30 protein-coding genes are annotated in these 16,365 nt (G+C 64.5%); 1 reads left to right on the top strand and 29 read right to left on the bottom strand.

Features of this window, described 5'->3' with window-relative positions; all coding sequences use genetic code 11:
* The first annotated feature begins 49 nt into the window (after positions 1–49).
* Positions 50–469 (top strand): BLUF domain-containing protein, encoded by a 420-nt coding sequence (locus ACTIF2_RS14985; protein ID WP_439497887.1) that lies wholly within the window; start codon positions 50–52, stop codon positions 467–469.
* Between the two features lie 99 nt (positions 470–568).
* Here the strand turns inward: ACTIF2_RS14985 and ACTIF2_RS14980 are convergent, their stop codons facing one another.
* The 29 genes from ACTIF2_RS14980 to ACTIF2_RS14840 form a co-directional block, all read right to left on the bottom strand.
* Positions 569–1,651: a CPBP family intramembrane glutamic endopeptidase gene (locus ACTIF2_RS14980; protein WP_439497886.1), complete on the bottom strand. Its 1,083-nt coding sequence runs from the start codon at positions 1,649–1,651 to the stop codon at positions 569–571.
* On the bottom strand, positions 1,652–2,071 hold the full coding sequence (rplQ, locus tag ACTIF2_RS14975) for a 50S ribosomal protein L17 (protein ID WP_439497885.1): 420 nt from the start codon (positions 2,069–2,071) through the stop codon (positions 1,652–1,654).
* Positions 2,072–2,182: 111 nt separating this feature from the next.
* Positions 2,183–3,199 (bottom strand): DNA-directed RNA polymerase subunit alpha, encoded by a 1,017-nt coding sequence (locus ACTIF2_RS14970; protein ID WP_439497884.1) that lies wholly within the window; start codon positions 3,197–3,199, stop codon positions 2,183–2,185.
* 88 nt (positions 3,200–3,287) lie between these two features.
* Positions 3,288–3,677, bottom strand: a complete 390-nt coding sequence (gene rpsK / locus ACTIF2_RS14965; RefSeq protein ID WP_043237079.1) for a 30S ribosomal protein S11 — start codon at positions 3,675–3,677, stop codon at positions 3,288–3,290.
* Between the two features lie 171 nt (positions 3,678–3,848).
* Positions 3,849–4,217, bottom strand: coding sequence for a 30S ribosomal protein S13 (gene rpsM / locus ACTIF2_RS14960; protein WP_439497883.1), 369 nt, complete (start codon positions 4,215–4,217; stop codon positions 3,849–3,851).
* A 216-nt stretch (positions 4,218–4,433) separates the two neighbouring features.
* A complete protein-coding gene (locus ACTIF2_RS14955; protein WP_439497882.1) occupies positions 4,434–5,015 on the bottom strand; it encodes an adenylate kinase in 582 nt (193 codons plus the stop codon).
* Complete coding sequence (secY, locus tag ACTIF2_RS14950) at positions 5,015–6,352, bottom strand: preprotein translocase subunit SecY (protein ID WP_439497881.1); 1,338 nt, start codon at positions 6,350–6,352, stop codon at positions 5,015–5,017. Before secY ends, ACTIF2_RS14955 begins: the two co-directional genes overlap by 1 nt.
* Before the next feature lie 98 nt (positions 6,353–6,450).
* Positions 6,451–6,927, bottom strand: coding sequence for a 50S ribosomal protein L15 (rplO, locus tag ACTIF2_RS14945; RefSeq protein ID WP_439497880.1), 477 nt, complete (start codon positions 6,925–6,927; stop codon positions 6,451–6,453).
* Between the two features lie 13 nt (positions 6,928–6,940).
* Positions 6,941–7,135 (bottom strand): 50S ribosomal protein L30, encoded by a 195-nt coding sequence (rpmD, locus tag ACTIF2_RS14940; RefSeq protein ID WP_439497879.1) that lies wholly within the window; start codon positions 7,133–7,135, stop codon positions 6,941–6,943.
* 10 nt (positions 7,136–7,145) lie between these two features.
* Positions 7,146–7,706: a 30S ribosomal protein S5 gene (gene rpsE / locus ACTIF2_RS14935; protein ID WP_439497878.1), complete on the bottom strand. Its 561-nt coding sequence runs from the start codon at positions 7,704–7,706 to the stop codon at positions 7,146–7,148.
* A 74-nt stretch (positions 7,707–7,780) separates the two neighbouring features.
* A complete protein-coding gene (gene rplR / locus ACTIF2_RS14930) occupies positions 7,781–8,143 on the bottom strand; it encodes a 50S ribosomal protein L18 (RefSeq protein WP_439497877.1) in 363 nt (120 codons plus the stop codon).
* 11 nt (positions 8,144–8,154) lie between these two features.
* Complete coding sequence (rplF, locus tag ACTIF2_RS14925; RefSeq protein ID WP_439497876.1) at positions 8,155–8,688, bottom strand: 50S ribosomal protein L6; 534 nt, start codon at positions 8,686–8,688, stop codon at positions 8,155–8,157.
* Positions 8,689–8,718: 30 nt separating this feature from the next.
* Entirely contained in the window at positions 8,719–9,117 is a 399-nt protein-coding gene (gene rpsH / locus ACTIF2_RS14920) for a 30S ribosomal protein S8 (protein WP_439497875.1), read from the bottom strand.
* 12 nt (positions 9,118–9,129) lie between these two features.
* Positions 9,130–9,435 (bottom strand): 30S ribosomal protein S14, encoded by a 306-nt coding sequence (gene rpsN / locus ACTIF2_RS14915; RefSeq protein WP_439497874.1) that lies wholly within the window; start codon positions 9,433–9,435, stop codon positions 9,130–9,132.
* Between the two features lie 36 nt (positions 9,436–9,471).
* Positions 9,472–10,038 carry a 50S ribosomal protein L5 gene (gene rplE / locus ACTIF2_RS14910; RefSeq protein ID WP_439497873.1) on the bottom strand — a complete coding sequence of 189 codons (567 nt, stop codon included), beginning with the start codon at positions 10,036–10,038 and terminating at the stop codon, positions 9,472–9,474.
* The gene (gene rplX, locus ACTIF2_RS14905; RefSeq protein ID WP_043237098.1) at positions 10,031–10,348 is read right to left on the bottom strand and encodes a 50S ribosomal protein L24; all 318 of its coding nucleotides are present in this window, start codon (positions 10,346–10,348) and stop codon (positions 10,031–10,033) included. Before rplX ends, rplE begins: the two co-directional genes overlap by 8 nt.
* The gene (gene rplN, locus ACTIF2_RS14900) at positions 10,348–10,716 is read right to left on the bottom strand and encodes a 50S ribosomal protein L14 (RefSeq protein WP_043237099.1); all 369 of its coding nucleotides are present in this window, start codon (positions 10,714–10,716) and stop codon (positions 10,348–10,350) included. Before rplN ends, rplX begins: the two co-directional genes overlap by 1 nt.
* A 215-nt stretch (positions 10,717–10,931) precedes the next feature.
* On the bottom strand, positions 10,932–11,174 hold the full coding sequence (gene rpsQ / locus ACTIF2_RS14895) for a 30S ribosomal protein S17 (protein WP_439497872.1): 243 nt from the start codon (positions 11,172–11,174) through the stop codon (positions 10,932–10,934).
* Between the two features lie 11 nt (positions 11,175–11,185).
* On the bottom strand, positions 11,186–11,398 hold the full coding sequence (gene rpmC, locus ACTIF2_RS14890; RefSeq protein ID WP_439497871.1) for a 50S ribosomal protein L29: 213 nt from the start codon (positions 11,396–11,398) through the stop codon (positions 11,186–11,188).
* A gap of 10 nt (positions 11,399–11,408) precedes the next feature.
* Positions 11,409–11,822 carry a 50S ribosomal protein L16 gene (gene rplP / locus ACTIF2_RS14885; RefSeq protein ID WP_439497870.1) on the bottom strand — a complete coding sequence of 138 codons (414 nt, stop codon included), beginning with the start codon at positions 11,820–11,822 and terminating at the stop codon, positions 11,409–11,411.
* An 18-nt stretch (positions 11,823–11,840) separates the two neighbouring features.
* Positions 11,841–12,551 carry a 30S ribosomal protein S3 gene (gene rpsC, locus ACTIF2_RS14880; RefSeq protein ID WP_439497869.1) on the bottom strand — a complete coding sequence of 237 codons (711 nt, stop codon included), beginning with the start codon at positions 12,549–12,551 and terminating at the stop codon, positions 11,841–11,843.
* A gap of 10 nt (positions 12,552–12,561) precedes the next feature.
* A complete protein-coding gene (rplV, locus tag ACTIF2_RS14875) occupies positions 12,562–12,945 on the bottom strand; it encodes a 50S ribosomal protein L22 (protein WP_439497868.1) in 384 nt (127 codons plus the stop codon).
* Between the two features lie 3 nt (positions 12,946–12,948).
* Positions 12,949–13,227, bottom strand: a complete 279-nt coding sequence (gene rpsS, locus ACTIF2_RS14870; RefSeq protein WP_439497867.1) for a 30S ribosomal protein S19 — start codon at positions 13,225–13,227, stop codon at positions 12,949–12,951.
* A gap of 8 nt (positions 13,228–13,235) precedes the next feature.
* A complete protein-coding gene (gene rplB, locus ACTIF2_RS14865) occupies positions 13,236–14,078 on the bottom strand; it encodes a 50S ribosomal protein L2 (protein WP_439497866.1) in 843 nt (280 codons plus the stop codon).
* 15 nt (positions 14,079–14,093) lie between these two features.
* Positions 14,094–14,405: a 50S ribosomal protein L23 gene (locus ACTIF2_RS14860; RefSeq protein ID WP_043237110.1), complete on the bottom strand. Its 312-nt coding sequence runs from the start codon at positions 14,403–14,405 to the stop codon at positions 14,094–14,096.
* Positions 14,402–15,022: a 50S ribosomal protein L4 gene (gene rplD, locus ACTIF2_RS14855; protein WP_439497865.1), complete on the bottom strand. Its 621-nt coding sequence runs from the start codon at positions 15,020–15,022 to the stop codon at positions 14,402–14,404. The genes ACTIF2_RS14860 and rplD overlap by 4 nt, the downstream gene beginning before the upstream one ends.
* Positions 15,022–15,771 carry a 50S ribosomal protein L3 gene (gene rplC / locus ACTIF2_RS14850; protein WP_439497864.1) on the bottom strand — a complete coding sequence of 250 codons (750 nt, stop codon included), beginning with the start codon at positions 15,769–15,771 and terminating at the stop codon, positions 15,022–15,024. Before rplC ends, rplD begins: the two co-directional genes overlap by 1 nt.
* Before the next feature lie 67 nt (positions 15,772–15,838).
* Complete coding sequence (gene rpsJ / locus ACTIF2_RS14845) at positions 15,839–16,147, bottom strand: 30S ribosomal protein S10 (protein WP_043237115.1); 309 nt, start codon at positions 16,145–16,147, stop codon at positions 15,839–15,841.
* Positions 16,148–16,214: 67 nt separating this feature from the next.
* On the bottom strand, positions 16,215–16,365 hold a 151-nt coding region (locus tag ACTIF2_RS14840; protein ID WP_465248471.1), incomplete at its 5' end, for an EF-Tu C-terminal domain-related protein.

The raw sequence follows: 16,365 nt of genomic DNA, 5'->3' as shown, positions 1-16,365 counted from the left end.
TGTGTGAAACGCAAATTCTGGACGAAAGCCCTGCGAAAGGGAGCCGATCGTGAGTCTCATACGCCTTGTTTATGCCAGCCAGAGTCGCCTCGTCGAGGCCAATCGTCGTCAGGAGCTCGACCACATTCTGGCCAGCGCCCAGCGGCTGAATGCGCAGAACGACGTCACGGGATTTCTCATGGTCACGCCGACAGCCTTTGCCCAGGTGCTCGAAGGCGAGCAGCATAATGTCGCCGAAACCTATGGCCGCATCGTGATCGACCCGCGCCATGGCGAGATCCGCCTGCTCGTGGAGGAGCCTATCGGCGCACGCCGTTTCCCGCATTGGTCGATGGGCCTGGCCGAGCGCGACGAGACCACGAATTTCATCTTCGGCCTCTACGGCGTGACGCCTGAGAGCGATCTACCGGCTCAGCCTGCCGATTTGCTGCTGGACCTGGCCGGCGAACTCTCATGCCAGCACGCGTGACAGGCTGCGCGGACCCTCAGCGCTCGATGATGACGCGCTTGGTCCGTTCGCACTGAATGAGATTCTTAGAACCTTGCGGCACCCGTCACTCCCACGCCGTCACAATAACGACCTCAATCGCACGGGAGAGGCCGGATGCAGGAGCAGTAACTGCGTGATGACAATCACCAGAACGCCGTACAGGCCGAACATGACCGCCTGCGAAAATGTCCAGCCCTGATCGAGGATGGAGCGCCCCGCGAAGAGTGCGGCGGCACCCAGATCCGGTTGAGATGAGAAAAGGACGACGGCACCGATGTTGTTGCCGAAATGCGCGCCCATGCCGGCCGCCAGATTTCCGCTTACCATGAGAAAAAGCGTCATGCTCAGCGAAAATCCGAGGATGACGAACAGATACGCGAGGTTCATTGCAATCGAAGCCCCGCCCTGCCAGTGCAAGAGAGTGAAGACTGCCGTGGGCACGCCGAGCCATATGAGCGGCGTTGCAAAGCGCGCTGCGAGCACCTGAGGAAGATAACCGCGAAAGGCGAGCTCTTCCGCCGAGCTTTGCAGAAAGCAGGAGACGAGCACCAGCGGCGCCATTGCGAGCCAACCGGAGAGGCTGATGCTGCCGCGCATGACGGTCGGGTCGATCAGCAGACCGACGGGGATCGCGGCGATTCCCACGGCCAGGCTCACCACGGTGCTTCTAATGAAATCCGGCCAACCCAATCTGCGCTCGATGCCAAACAGGTCGAGAAGCGATCGCTTGTGAAAAACCCTCAAGGCCAGCCAGACGCCGATCCATAGCGAGGCAACCGACAGCAGCGTGACGATGAGGCCGATCTGATCGGTCATCAAAGCCTCGTAGTCGAAGGCATAGCGAACATCGTCGAAGCCGATCGTTGAATAACCGTCGCGAATCATCATGGCCGCCGTGCCGGCGCACAGGAGCGCGAAGGTCGCGGCGAGCCAGATGATGGTGATGAGCACAACGGCAAGGACGATGCGCCAGACGGCATTCTTGCCATTCCGAGCTGCGTCGACATAGGCATCGAACCGGTACCGTTGCATCATAAGCCCCCTGCTCGTGTTCACGCCGTCTTCATGCAGCTTCACACAGACCTCAATATTCGGAGGATCAATAAAGAAAAAGGGCGGCCCGAAGGCCGCCCCTTGATCTCTTGGCGCTGGCTGAGCCACTCAGGCTGCCTCGTCGTCCGCGACGAACTGCACCGGGCCCGAATCCAGGCCCTTGGCGTCGACATCGCGATCGACGAACTCGATCACCGCGAGCGGGGCGTTGTCGCCGAAGCGGAAGCCCGCCTTCATGATGCGCAGGTAGCCGCCATTGCGCTCCTTGTAGCGGGGCCCGAGCACCGCGAAGAGCTTGCCGACGAGGACGACGTCCTTGATCTGCGCGATCGCCTGGCGGCGGGCATGCAGGTCGCCGCGCTTGGCGAGCGTCACCAGCTTCTCGACGACCGGGCGCAGGTCCTTGGCCTTCGGCAGCGTGGTGGTGATCTGCTCGTGCTTGATCAGGGCCTGGGACATGTTGGCGAACATCGCCTTGCGATGCTCCACCGAGCGGTTGAAACGACGACCGCGGAAACCGTGACGCATTTGGCTCTCCTTTGATTACGGCCGCCGTGCCACGGTACGGCCGTTCATTATGCTCCGGCGCTCATGCGCCGTGCGGGATGCTGGCGCGGAGGGAAATCCGCGCCGGCGGGATCAGTAATGCTCCTCGAAGCGCTTCGCCAGCTCTTCGATGTTCTCCGGCGGCCAGCCGGTGACGTCCATGCCGAGATGCAGGCCCATGGTGGCGAGCACTTCCTTGATCTCGTTCAGCGACTTGCGGCCGAAATTCGGAGTGCGCAGCATCTCGCCTTCCGACTTCTGGATCAGGTCGCCGATATAGACGATGTTGTCGTTCTTCAGGCAGTTCGCCGAACGCACCGAAAGCTCGAGCTCGTCGACCTTCTTGAGCAGCGCCGGGTTGAAGGGCAGTTGCGGCGCGGTCGAGACGGCCTCTTCCTTGCGCGGCTCCTCGAAGGTGATGAAGACGGCGAGCTGGTCCTGCAGGATGCGGGCAGCGAGCGCCAGCGCGTCCTCGGGGCTGACCGAGCCGTTGGTCTCGATCTGCAGGGTCAGCATGTCGCGGTCGAGATTCTGGCCCTCGCGGGTGTTCTCGACGCGGTAGGAGACCTTCTTGACCGGCGAATACAGGCTGTCGACCGGGATCAGGCCGATCGGCGCATCCTCGGGGCGGTTCTGCTCGGAGGGCACATAGCCCTTGCCGGTATTGACCGTGAACTCCATGCGGATCTCGGCGCCCTCGTCGAGCGTGCAGAGCACGAGCTCGGGGTTGAGGATCGAGACGTCGCCGATGGTGTTGATGTCGCCGGCGGTGACGGTGCCCGGGCCCGCCTTGCGCAGGGTCATGCGCTTGGGGCCCTCGCCCTGCATCTTGACCGCGATCGCCTTGATGTTGAGGACGATGTCGGTGACGTCCTCGCGCACGCCGGGGATCGAGGAGAACTCATGCAGCACGCCGTCGATCTGGACGGCGGTGACGGCCGCGCCCTGGAGCGAGGAGAGCAGCACGCGCCGCAGCGCGTTGCCGAGCGTCATGCCGAAGCCGCGCTCGAGCGGGCGGGCGATGACGGTGGCATGGCGCTTGGGGTCGTCTCCGACCTTGATTTCGAGCTTGTTCGGCTTGGACAAATCCTGCCAGTTCTTGCTGATCACGACCGCACTCCTGGTGCTTCATCTCTCGGCGGCGACGGGCCGCCCCGTACCGGCGCTCGCCATTGCGAGCGCCGCAATCCAATCCGCGTCAGACGCGACGGCGCTTGCGCGGCCGGCAGCCGTTATGCGGGATCGGCGTCACGTCACGGATCGAGGTCACGGTGAAGCCGGCGGCCTGCAGCGCGCGCAGCGCGGACTCGCGACCAGAACCCGGACCGGTCACCTCGACCTCGAGGGTGCGCATGCCGTGCTCGGCAGCCTTGCGGGCCGCGTCCTCGGCCGCGACCTGGGCGGCATAGGGGGTCGACTTGCGCGAACCCTTGAACCCCATCGTGCCGGCGGACGACCACGAGATCGTGTTGCCCTGCGCATCGGTGATGGTGATCATGGTATTGTTGAACGACGCGTTCACATGCGCGACGCCAGAGACGATGTTCTTGCGTTCGCGGCGCCGTACGCGCTGGGCTTCCTTGGCCATGGTCTTTCTTTCATCCTTCAGGCGCGCCCGTCATGCCAGGCGCTGGGGAGAGTTCTGCTCGTCATGGCCGGGCTTGACCCGACCATCTCTTGCAGGAGAAGGCGCCGGCAGGCGCCCTCGTCACGAGATCCTCGGGTCAAGCCCGAGGATGAGGATTGCCTGCGGCAATCCTCACTTCTTCTTGCCGGCGATCGGCTTGGACTTGCCCTTGCGGGTGCGCGCATTGGTATGCGTGCGCTGGCCGCGGACCGGCAGCGAGCGGCGATGGCGCAGGCCGCGATAGCAGCCCAGGTCCATCAGGCGCTTGATGTTCATCGAGACTTCGCGGCGCAGGTCGCCCTCGACCAGGTAGTCGCGGTCGATCGTCTCGCGGATCTGGAGCACCTCGGCGTCGGTCAGCTGGTTCACCCGCCGGTCGTCGGCGATGTTGACCTTGGCGCAGATTTCCTTGGCCTTCTGCGCGCCGATGCCGTGAATATACTGCAAGCCGATAACGACGCGCTTGCCGGTCGGAATGTTGACGCCCGCGATACGAGCCATAGTCTCTTCTCCATGTCGGCCGGAGCGCCCGATGGCTGCCCGGCAGTGAAAACAAACCCGCGTCCGGTGGAGGCCGGCCCCTGCGGGCGTTGAATCAAGTCCACGCAAGAACGCGACGTCGTCCCCTCTCGCGAAGGCAACGGCATCGCCACATGAAACCGGATGGCCGCTCCTTAATCGGTTCGTGCCCAGCCGTCAACCCGGCGGGCACAATCCTCAGCCGGCCAATGCCTGATCGATCGCGGCGCTGACCTCGTCGATCGGCTTCATGCCGTCGATGGCGGTGAGCTGGCCGCGCTTCTCGTAATAGGGCGCCACCACCGCGGTATCGCGGTTATAGGCCTCGAGCCGGGTCTTGAAGACCTCCGGATCGTCGTCCTTGCGCACCGGCTGGCCGGCCGCCCTCGCCTCTTCGGCGCGGCGCACGATCCGGTCGACGAGCTTGCTCTGGTCGACCCTGAGCTCCAGCACGCCATCGAGCGGCAGGCCCTTCGATTCGAGCATGGCGTCGAGCGCCTCGGCCTGCGCCAGCGTGCGCGGAAAGCCGTCGAGGATGAAGCCCTTCCTGGCGTCCTGCTCCTCGATGCGGTCGGCGACGATGCCGATCACGATCTCGTCCGAGACGAGGCCGCCCGAATCCATCACTGCCTTGGCCTTGACGCCGACCGGCGTTCCGGCCGCGACCGCGGCGCGCAGCATGTCGCCGGTCGAGAGTTGAGGAATGCCATGCTTCGCGACGATGCGCGCCGCCTGAGTGCCTTTACCCGCCCCCGGCGGCCCCAGGAAAATCAATCGCATCAGCGCCTCGCCCCTCGCAGCTTCGCCTTCTTGACCAGGCCCTCATACTGATGGGCCAGCAAATGTCCATGGACCTGCGCCACGGTATCCATCGTCGTCGTCACCACGATGAGCAGCGAGGTGCCGCCCAGCAGGATGATCGGGATCTGAGCATAGGTGATCATGAATTCCGGGATAAGGCAGACGATCGTCAGATAGCCCGCGCCCAGAACAGTGATCCGGGTCAGCACGCGGTCGATATGCTCGGCGGTGCGCTCGCCCGGCCGGATGCCGGGCATGAAGCCGCCATGCTTCTTGAGGTTGTCCGCCGTCTCGACCGGATTGAACACGATCGCGGTGTAGAAGAAGCAGAAGAAGATGATCAGCGCCGCGTAGAGGATCATGAACGCCGGCCGGCCATGCGCCAGATAGGTCGCAATGGTCGAGAGCATGCCGGTGCCGCCCGAAGCCTGCGAGAAGCTGGCGATCGTCGTCGGCAGCAGCAGCAGCGACGAGGCGAAGATCGGCGGGATCACGCCCGAGGTGTTGAGCTTGAGCGGCAGGAACGAGGTCTGCCCCTCATACATCCGGTTGCCGACCTGGCGCTTGGGATAGTTGATCAGCAGCCGCCGCTGGGCGCGCTCCATGAACACACAGAAGGCGATGACGCAGATCGCCATCACCAGGATCAGCAGCAGCAGGCCGGTCGAGATCGCGCCCTGGCGGCCGAGCTCGAGCGTCTGGGCGAGCTGGGCCGGGAATTCGGCGATGATGCCCGAGAAGATGATCATCGACGTGCCGTTGCCGATGCCGCGGCTGGTGATCTGCTCGCCGAGCCAGAGCAGGAACATGGTGCCGCCGACCAGCGTGACAGTCGTCGAGAGCAGGAAGAACGGGCCGGGTTCGAGCACGAGGTTGCCCGAGCCCTGCAGGCCGACGCCGATGCCATAGGCCTGGAACACGGCGAGCACGAGCGTCAGGTAGCGGGTGTACTGGTTCAGGACCTTGCGACCCTGCTCGCCTTCCTTCTTCAGCGCCTCGAAGGTCGGCACCACGCTCGACAGGAGCTGGATGATGATCGAGGCCGAGATATACGGCATGATCGCCAGCGCGAAGATCGCGAGGCGCCCGACCGCGCCGCCGGAGAACATGTTGAACAGGCCGAGCACGCCCGACTGCGACTGCTTGAACAGGTCGGCGACCGCGTCCGGATTCATCCCCGGCAGCGGGATATAGGTGCCGAGCCGGTAGATGATCAGCGCGCCCAGGGTGAACCAGATGCGCTTCTTGAGCTCATCCGCCTTGGCGAGCGCGCCGAAATTCAGATTTGCCGCAAGCTGTTCAGCCGCCGATGCCATGCGTCCGGTCCTTGATCGGAATAAACGTCAAACAGTCGAACGGCGGCCAAGGCTTCTGGCCCGGCCGCCGTTCGCTATCGCTCATGTAGGCGTCGCTGTCACGCCTGTGAAGCGGCCGCCAGAATCTTGACCGAACCGCCGGCCTTTTCGATGGCCTCGACCGCCGACTTCGACGCGCCGTAAACCTCGAAGGCGAGCTTCGCCTTCAGCTCGCCGACGCCGAGAATCTTGACGCCGTCCTTGGCCTGCCGCGTGATGACGCCGGCCGAGACCAGCGCATCGATGGTGACCACGGCCTTGCCGTCGAGCTTGCCGGCCTCGACCGCCTGCTGGATCCGACCGAGATTGACCTCGTTCAGTTCCTTGGCGAAGAGGTTGTGGAAGCCGCGCTTCGGCAGGCGACGATAGAGCGGCATCTGGCCGCCTTCGAAGCCCTTGACCGCCACGCCGGCGCGGGCCTTCTGACCCTTGACGCCACGCCCGCCAGTCTTGCCCTTGCCGGAGCCGATGCCACGGCCGACGCGGATGCGCGACTTGTGGGCGCCTTCATTGTCACGAATGTCTGTGAGTTTCATCGGACAATCCCCCTCACTTCGCGTCGACGACGCGGACGAGGTGCTTGACCTTCTCGATCATGCCACGGACGGAAGCGGTGTCCTGCAGGGTCGATTGGCGGCGGATCTTGTTCAGGCCGAGACCGATCAGGGTCTGGCGCTGCGAGGCGTCGCGGCGGATCGGGCTACCGACCTGCTCGACGACCACGGTCTTTTCAGCTTTTGCCATGGTTCAGCCCTCACGCTTCGGCCGCGGCGTCGGTGCCGGCATCGCGACGACGCGTCTGCAGGGCCGAGACCTTGAGCGAACGGCGCGCGGCGACGCCACGCGGGCTGTCCTCGTTCTTGAGCGCCGAGAAGGTGGCGCGCACGAGGTTGTACGGGTTCGAGGAGCCGAGCGACTTCGACACCACGTCCTGCATGCCGACCGCCTCGAAGACGGCGCGCATCGGGCCGCCGGCGATGATGCCGGTACCGGCCGGAGCCGCGCGCAGCACGACCTTGCCGGCGCCGTGACGGCCCTGGACGTCGTGATGGAGCGTACGGCCTTCGCGCAGCGGGATGCGGACGAGCCCGCGCTTGGCGGCCTCGGTCGCCTTGCGGATGGCCTCAGGCACTTCGCGGGCCTTGCCGTGGCCGAAGCCGACGCGGCCCTTCTGGTCGCCGACGACGACGAGCGCGGCGAAGCCGAAGCGACGCCCGCCCTTCACCACCTTGGCGACGCGGTTGATATGAACCAGCCGGTCCACGAATTCCGAATCGCGCTCTTCGCGATCGCGGTCACGAGGTTCTCTCGCCATGTCATCCTCTTACTTGCGCGGACACTGCCTGCTGCAGCGCCGCTCGCTCGAGCGCTCCGGATGGAGCGACGTCTTCAGAAATTCAGCCCGGCTTCGCGGGCTGCATCGGCCAGGGCCTTGACCCGGCCGTGATACATATAGGAGCCGCGGTCGAAGACCACGTCCTTGATGCCGGCCTTGACGGCGCGCTCGGCAATCAGCTTGCCGATCGTGGCCGCGGCCTCGACATTCGCGCCCGACTTGATGTCGGCGCGGATGTCCTTGTCCATGCTCGAGGCCGACGCGATGGTGAGACCCTTCGCGTCGTCGATCACCTGGGCATAGATCTGCTTGCCGGTGCGGTGCACCGACAGGCGGGCGCGGCCATTGGCGACCGCCTTGATGGCGCGACGGACGCGGGCCTTGCGGCGCGCAGTCGCAATTGTCTGCTTGCTCATGGCTCGCGTCCTTACTTCTTCTTGCCTTCCTTGCGGAAGATGAACTCGCCGGCATACTTGACGCCCTTGCCCTTGTAGGGCTCGGGACCGCGATAGTCGCGGATCTCGGCGGCGGTCTGGCCGACCACCTGCTTGTCGATGCCGGTGATGACGATTTCGGTCGGCTTCGGCGTGACGATCGCGACCCCGGCCGGGATCGCGTAGTCGATGTCGTGGCTGTAGCCGAGCGACAGTTTCAGCACCTTGCCGGTGACGGCGGCCTTGTAGCCGACGCCGTTGATCTCGAGCTTCTTCTCGAAACCGTTGGTCACGCCGATCACCAGATTGGCGACGCGGGCGCGCGACGTGCCCCAGAGCGCGCGGGCGCGCTTGGTTTCCGAGCGCGGCTGGACGGCGATGGCGCCGTTCTCCATCGCGACCGAGACGTCGTCGGGCACCTCGAAGGAGAGTTCCCCCTTCGAGCCCTTGATCTTGACGAGCTGGCCCTCGACCGCGGCGGTGACGCCGGACGGAACGGGGACGGGCCTTTTACCGATACGAGACATTGGATTTCTCCTGAACGAGCGGCGCGAAGGTCAGAAGACCTTGCAGAGCACTTCGCCGCCCACGTTCTGCTCGCGGGCAAGATGATCGGGCATCACGCCCTTCGGCGTGGAGACGATGGTCACGCCGAGGCCGTCGGCCACGCGCGGCATCGTGTCCACCGAAGAGTAGACGCGGCGGCCGGGCTTCGACACCCGAGAGATCGTCCGGATGACCGGCTGTCCCTCATGGTATTTCAGCTCGATGTCGAACTCCGTCCGGCCATTGCCGAACTCGGTCGTGGAATAGCCGCGGATGTAACCCTCGGCCTGCAGCACGTCGAGCACGCGGGCGCGCAGCTTCGAGCCCGGCGTCGTGACGCGCGACTTGCGCCGCATCTGCGCATTGCGGATGCGGGTCAGCATATCTCCAAGCGGATCAATGATCGCCATGATGCGTCCTCCTCACCAGCTCGACTTGACGAGGCCGGGAACCAGCCCCTTGTTGCCGAGCTCGCGCAGAGCAACGCGCGACATCTTCAGCTTGCGATACACGGCGCGCGGGCGGCCGGTCACTTCGCAGCGATTGCGCACGCGGTTAGCGGCCGAGTTGCGCGGCAGTTCGGCCAGCTTGAGGCGAGCGAGGAACCGCTCGTCCATGGACTGGCTTTCGTCATTGGCGATCGCGAGAAGACGGGTCCGCTTGCCCAGGAATTTCTTCACGAGCTTCTTGCGGTGGTTGTTCTTCTCGACGGAGCTTTTCTTAGCCATCGATCTCTCCTGGTTTCCGCGTATGAGCGGTAAGGCTCACTGCCGGAACGGGAAGTTGAAGTGCTTGAGCAAGGCGCGCGCCTCGTCGTCCGACTTCGCAGTCGTGCAGACGATCACGTCCATGCCCCAGACCTGGTCGACCTTGTCGTAGTTGATCTCGGGGAACACGATGTGCTCCTTGATCCCGAGCGCGAAATTGCCGCGCCCGTCGAACGACTTCGGGTTGAGACCACGGAAGTCGCGCACGCGCGGCAAGGCAACGGTGACGAGCCGGTCGACGAACTCGAACATCTTGGTCTTGCGCAGCGTGACCTTGCAGCCCACGGCCATGTTCTCGCGCAGCTTGAAGCCGGCGATGGCGAGGCGGGACTTGGTGATCACCGGCTTCTGGCCGGCGATGAGCGCGAGATCCCCGGCGGCGTTGTCGACCTTCTTGCGGTCGGCCGTCGCTTCGCCCACGCCCATGTTGATGACGATCTTCTCGATCGTCGGGACTTCCATCACATTCTTGTAGCCGAACTCGGCGATCATCGCCGGACGAACGACGTCCTCGTAATGCTTCTTCATGCGCGGCGTCAGCGCCGCCTGCTGATTCTCAGCCATCGATCAGATCCCCCGAACGCTTGGCGAAACGCACCTTGCGGCCGTCATCGAGCACCTTGAAACCGACGCGGGTCGGCTTGCCGTCCTTCGGATCGGCAACGGCCAGGTTCGACAGGTCGATCGTGGCTTCCTTGCTGATGATGCCGCCTTCGGACTGGGCCGAGGCCTTGGTGTGCTTCTTCACCAGGTTGACGCCACGCACCACGGCGCGGGCATCCTTCGGCAGCACCTGGAGAACCTCGCCGGCCTTGCCCTTGTCACGGCCGGCCAGCACGACGACCTTGTCGCCCTTCTTGATCTTCGCAGCCATCACAGCACCTCAGGCGCAAGCGAGATGATCTTCATGTGGTTCTTGGCGCGCAGCTCGCGCGGAACCGGTCCGAAGATACGGGTGCCGACAGGCTCCTTCTGGTTGTTGATCAGCACGGCCGCATTGCGGTCGAAGCGGATCACCGAACCATCGGCGCGCTTGACGTCCTTGGCGGTGCGAACGACGACCGCCTTCATGACGTCGCCCTTCTTCACGCGGCCGCGGGGAATGGCTTCCTTGATCGAAACGACGATGATGTCACCGACACCAGCGTATTTCCGCTTCGACCCGCCGAGAACCTTGATGCACATCACGCGACGGGCGCCGGAATTGTCCGCGACCTCGAGATTCGTCTGCACCTGGATCATGGCCTTGATCCTTCCAGTTACGTATCAGCTCGGTTTCCGGACACGGCGTCAGCGCCGGCCCGGACTACGACTGACGGGGGTCGATCGCCCCCTGGCCTCAATCAAAACACGGACCGCAAAAGTGGGACGCACTTTTGCGGCAAGACCATGTTTCACTCTTCCCTACGCGCTCCCTGATCGTTCGACCGGTCTGGCCGAACGGAAAGCACGTTGACTTACGCCTTGGGAGCGTCGTCGAGCACAACCCAGCTTTTCAGCTTGGAAATGGGCTTGGATTCCTCGATCCAGACCATGTCCCCAACCTTGAACGTCTGCGCCTCATCGTGGGCGTGGTAGTTCTTGGTCCGGCGAACGGTCTTCTTGAGGAGCGGGTGCGTATAGCGCCGCTCGACCTTCACTACAACCGTTTTGTTCTGCTTGTCGCTCACGACGACGCCCTGCAGTACGCGCTTCGGCATTGTCCTACTCCTCAGGCGCTCGCCGAAACGGTCTTCGACCGTTGCAGCGTCTTGATGCGGGCGATGTCCTTGCGCACCTCGGTGACCCGAGCGGTATTCTCGAGCTGGCCGGTGGCGCGCTGGAAACGCAGGTTGAACTGCTCCTTCTTCAACTTCAGGAGCTCGTCCTGGAGCTGGTCGACACTCATCACCTTGAGGTCGGACAGGCGTTGCGTAGCTTTCATGTCGCCCTCCTTACTCGGCGATGCGCTGGATGAAGCGGGTCTTGATCGGCAGCTTGGCGGCGCCGAGACGCAGCGCTTCGCGCGCGATCTCCTCGCCCACCCCGTCGATCTCGAACATGACCCGGCCGGGCTTGACCTTGGCTGCCCAGAATTCAGGCGCGCCCTTGCCCTTGCCCATGCGGACTTCGGTCGGCTTCTTCGAAACCGGCACGTCCGGGAAGATCCGGATCCAGACGCGGCCGGCGCGCTTCATGGCGCGCGTGATCGCGCGGCGCGCGGCTTCGATCTGACGGGCGGTGACGCGCTCGGGCATCAACGCCTTCAGGCCGAACTGGCCGAAATTGAGGTCCGTGCCGCCCTTGGCGACGCCGGAAATGCGCCCCTTGAACTGCTTGCGGAACTTGGTTCGCTTTGGTTGCAACATGGCTCTTCTCGATCAGCCTTACGCAGCCTGCTCGCGACGCTCGCGACCGCCGGAGCGGCCACCTTCGTCGGAGAGACGCTTGTCCTGGGCCATCGGGTCGTGTTCGAGGATCTCGCCCTTGAAGATCCAGACCTTGATGCCGCACGTCCCGTAGGTCGTGAAGGCGGTGGCGACACCGTAATCCACGTCGGCGCGCAGCGTGTGCAGCGGCACGCGGCCCTCGCGATACCACTCGAGGCGCGCGATCTCGGCGCCGCCGAGACGGCCCGAGCAGTTGATGCGGATGCCCTCGGCGCCCAGACGCATGGCCGACTGGACGGCCCGCTTCATGGCGCGGCGGAAGGCGACCCGGCGCTCGAGCTGCTGCGCGATCGAATCGGCGACCAGGGTCGCGTCGATCTCGGGCTTGCGGACCTCGACGATATTGATCGTCACGTCGGCCTTGGTCAGCTTCGAGACTTCCTTGCGCAGCTTCTCGATATCGGCGCCCTTCTTGCCGATCACCACGCCCGGACGCGCCGAGTGGATGGTGACGCGGCACTTCTTGTGCGGGCGCTCGATGATGATCTTGGAGACCGCGGCCTGCTTCAGCAGCTTCATCAGCGCGGCGCGGATCTTCATGTCCTCGTGCAGCAGCTGGCCGTACTCACCCTTCTGCGCGAACCAGCGCGAGTCCCAGGTGCGGTTGATGCCGAGGCGAAGCCCGATCGGATTGATTTTCTGACCCATCGTTCTCTCCTCAGGCCTTGGCCGCTGCGACTTCGCGCACCACGATCGTGATGTTCGCGAACGGCTTCAGGATGCGGGCGCCACGGCCGCGGGCGCGGGCATGGAAGCGCTTCATCACCAACGCCTTGCCGACGAAGGCCTGCGCGACGACGAGATCGTCGACGTCGAGATCATGGTTGTTCTCGGCGTTGGCGATGGCGCTCTGCAGGCACTTGCGCACGTCGAGCGAGATCCGTTTGCGCGAGAACTCGAGATCGGCGAGCGCGGTGGCGACCTTCTTGCCCCGGATGAGCTGGGCGACGAGGTTCAGCTTCTGCGGGCTGACGCGAAGGTTGCGGGCGACCGCAACGGCCTCGTTGTCAGGCAGCGCACGGGGGGCGGATGGCTTACCCATGGCTTACTTCCTCTTCGCCTTCTTGTCGGCTGCGTGGCCGTGGAAGGTGCGCGTCGGCGAAAACTCGCCGAACTTGTGGCCCACCATCTCCTCGGACACGTTCACCGGCACATGCTTGTGGCCGTTGTAGACGCCGAACGTCAGACCGACGAACTGCGGCAGGATCGTGGAGCGACGGCTCCAGATCTTGATGACTTCCGACCGGCTCGCCGAACGGGCGACCTCGGCCTTTTTCAGAAGGTATCCGTCGACAAACGGACCTTTCCAAAGCGAACGCGCCATGACGGACCTCAGTTCTTCTTCTTGCGGGCGTGACGGCTCGACACGATGAACGTGTCGGTCCGCTTGTTCGAGCGGGTCTTCTTGCCCTTGGTCGGAAGGCCCCACGGAGTGACCGGGTGCCGGCCGCCCGAGGTACGGCCCTCGCCGCCACCATGCGGGTGGTCGACCGGGTTCATCGAGACGCCGCGGTTATGCGGACGACGGCCGAGCCAGCGCGAGCGACCGGCCTTGCCCAGGTTGATGTTCATGTGGTCGGGGTTCGAGACCGCGCCCACGGTAGCATAGCACTGGCCGCTGATCAGGCGCTGCTCGCCCGAGTTCAGGCGGACGATGACATAGCCCTGATCGCGGCCGACGATCTGGGCGTAGTTGCCCGCAGACCGCGCCAGCGCCCCGCCCTTGCCGATCTTGAGCTCGACATTGTGGACGATCGTGCCGATCGGCAGCGAGCCCATCGGGGCAGCGTTGCCGGGCTTGACGTCGACAGTGTCGCCCGAGACGACGGAGTCGCCGACGGCCAGACGCTGCGGCGCCAGGATATAGGCCTGCTCGCCATCGCTGTACTTGATCAGCGCGATGAAGGCGGTGCGGTTGGGATCATACTCGATCCGCTCCACGGTCGCCGGCACGCCCGCCTTGCCGCGACGCTTGAAGTCGACGACGCGGTAGGTCTGCTTGTGTCCGCCGCCACGGAAACGCACCGTGACGCGGCCGAGATTGTTGCGGCCGCCCTTCGAGGACTTGCCCTCGGTCAGCGACTTGACCGGCTTGCCCTTGTAGAGCTCGCTACGGTCGACGATCACGAGCTGGCGAAGGCTCGGCGTGATCGGCTTGAAGCTTTTCAAAGCCATGATGACGATCCTTCCTCAGAGGCCCGTGGTCACGTCGATCGAGTGACCTTCTTCGAGGGTCACAACGGCCTTCTTGACGTCCGAGCGCTGGCCGAGCCGCCCCCGGAAGACCTTGACCTTGCCTTCGGTGACGAGCGTGTTGACGCTCTTCACCTTGACATCGAACAACTTCTCGATCGCCGCCTTGATCTGCGGCTTGGTCGCGGTCTTCGCGACCTTGAAGACGACCTTGTTGTGCTCCGAGAGCATGGTCGCCTTTTCGGTGATCACCGGGCCACGAATGACGTCGTAGTGGCGCGGATCCAGATTCTTTGCAGACTGGCTCATTTGAAGCGCGCCTCCAGCGCATCGACAGCCGAGCGCGTCAGCACGAGCTTGTCGCGACGCAGGATGTCGTAGACGTTGATGCCCTGAACCGGCAGGACGTCGACATTCGGGATCGAACGCGCGGCCAGGCCGAAATTCTCGTCGATCTCGGCGCCGCCGATCACCAGCGCGCTGGACAGGTCCAGCTTGCCGAAATGCCCGAGCAGCAGCTTGGTCTTGGGCTCGGCGAGCTTCACATCATCGATGATGATGATCTCGGAGCCCTTGGCCTTGGCCGAGAGCGCATGGCGCAGCGCCAGCGCACGGACCTTCTTCGGCAGATCATGCGCATGGTCGCGCACGATCGGACCGAAGGCCTTGCCGCCGCCGCGGAACTGCGGAGCCGAAGCCGCGCCGTGGCGAGCGCCGCCGGTGCCCTTCTGCTTGTAGATCTTCTTGCGGGTGCGGTCGACTTCCGAGCGGCCCTTGGACTTGTGCGTGCCGGCGCGGCGCTTGGCGAGCTGGTAGCGCACCATGCGGGCGAGCAGGTCGGCGCGCGGCTCGAGGCCGAAGATCGCATCCGAAAGCTCGACCGAGCCGGCCTTACCGCCCTCGAGGGTGGTGATATCGAGTTTCATCACACGTTCTCCTCAGCCTGGGCCGCAGGAGCCTCTTGAGCATCTGCTTCTTGAGCGTCTGCCTTGCTTTCGCCGGAGACCTTGAACTTGCCGGGAAGCGGCGCATCCTTGGGCAGGGCGCGCTTGACGGCGTCGCGGACATGGATCCAGCCGCCGGCGACGCCGGGGACGGCGCCCTCGACCAGGATCAGGCCGCGCTCGGCGTCCGTCTGGACGACGCGCAGGTTCTGCGTGGTGACGCGCTCGGCACCGAGATGGCCCGGCATCTTCTTGTTCTTGAAGGTCTTGCCCGGGTCCTGACGGCCACCGGTCGAACCGATCGAGCGATGCGAGACCGAGACGCCGTGGGTGGCGCGCAGGCCGCCGAAGTTCCAGCGCTTCATACCGCCGGCAAAACCCTTACCGGTGGTGGTGCCGCTGACATCGACGAACTGGCCGACGACGAAGTGATCCGCCGTCAGCTCGGCGCCGACCGGGATCAACGCGTCGTCGCTGACGCGGAACTCCACGATCTTGCGCTTGGGCTCGACCTTGGCCACGGCGAAATGCCCGCGCGCGGCCTTCGAGACGTTCTTGACCTTGGCCAAGCCCGACCCGAGCTGCACGGCGACATAGCCGTTCTTCTCGATCGTGCGATGCGCGACAACCTGACAGCTGTCGAGCTTCAGCACGGTGACCGGGATATGCTCGCCGGCATCCGTGAAGATGCGGGTCATCCCGACTTTCTGTGCAATCACACCGGAACGCATCGGTGCACACCTTCTCTTGGGGTCATGTCCATCCGGAAAACCCGGAAACAGAGGACCCGACGATGGATCAGAGCTTGATTTCGACGTCGACGCCGGCGGCGAGATCAAGCTTCATGAGGGCGTCGACCGTCTGCGGGGTCGGGTCGACGATATCGAGAACCCGCTTGTGGGTCCGCATTTCGAACTGCTCGCGCGACTTCTTGTCGATGTGCGGCGAGCGGTTGACCGTGAACTTCTCGATAAGCGTCGGCAGCGGGATGGGCCCGCGCACCTGGGCGCCTGTCCGCTTCGCGGTCGACACGATCTCGCGCGTCGAAGCGTCGAGAATGCGGTGGTCGAACGCCTTGAGGCGGATCCGGATGTTCTGACCGTTCATGGTCTTGTGTTCTCCGTGACGTGAAAAGGCAAAGGCCCCGAGGGACCTTCGCCCTCACGAAAACGCGTTACGCGATGATGCTTGCGACGACGCCGGCACCGACGGTGCGTCCGCCTTCGCGGATGGCGAAGCGCAGCTTCTCCTCCATCGCGATCGGCACGATCAGGTGCACTTCCATGGCGATGTTGTCGCCCGGCATCACCATCTCCGTGCCCTCG

The organism is Allobosea sp., assembly GCF_051860145.1.
GTDB lineage: Bacteria > Pseudomonadota > Alphaproteobacteria > Rhizobiales > Beijerinckiaceae > Allobosea.
This window is presented reverse-complemented; position numbering and strand designations above follow the sequence as displayed.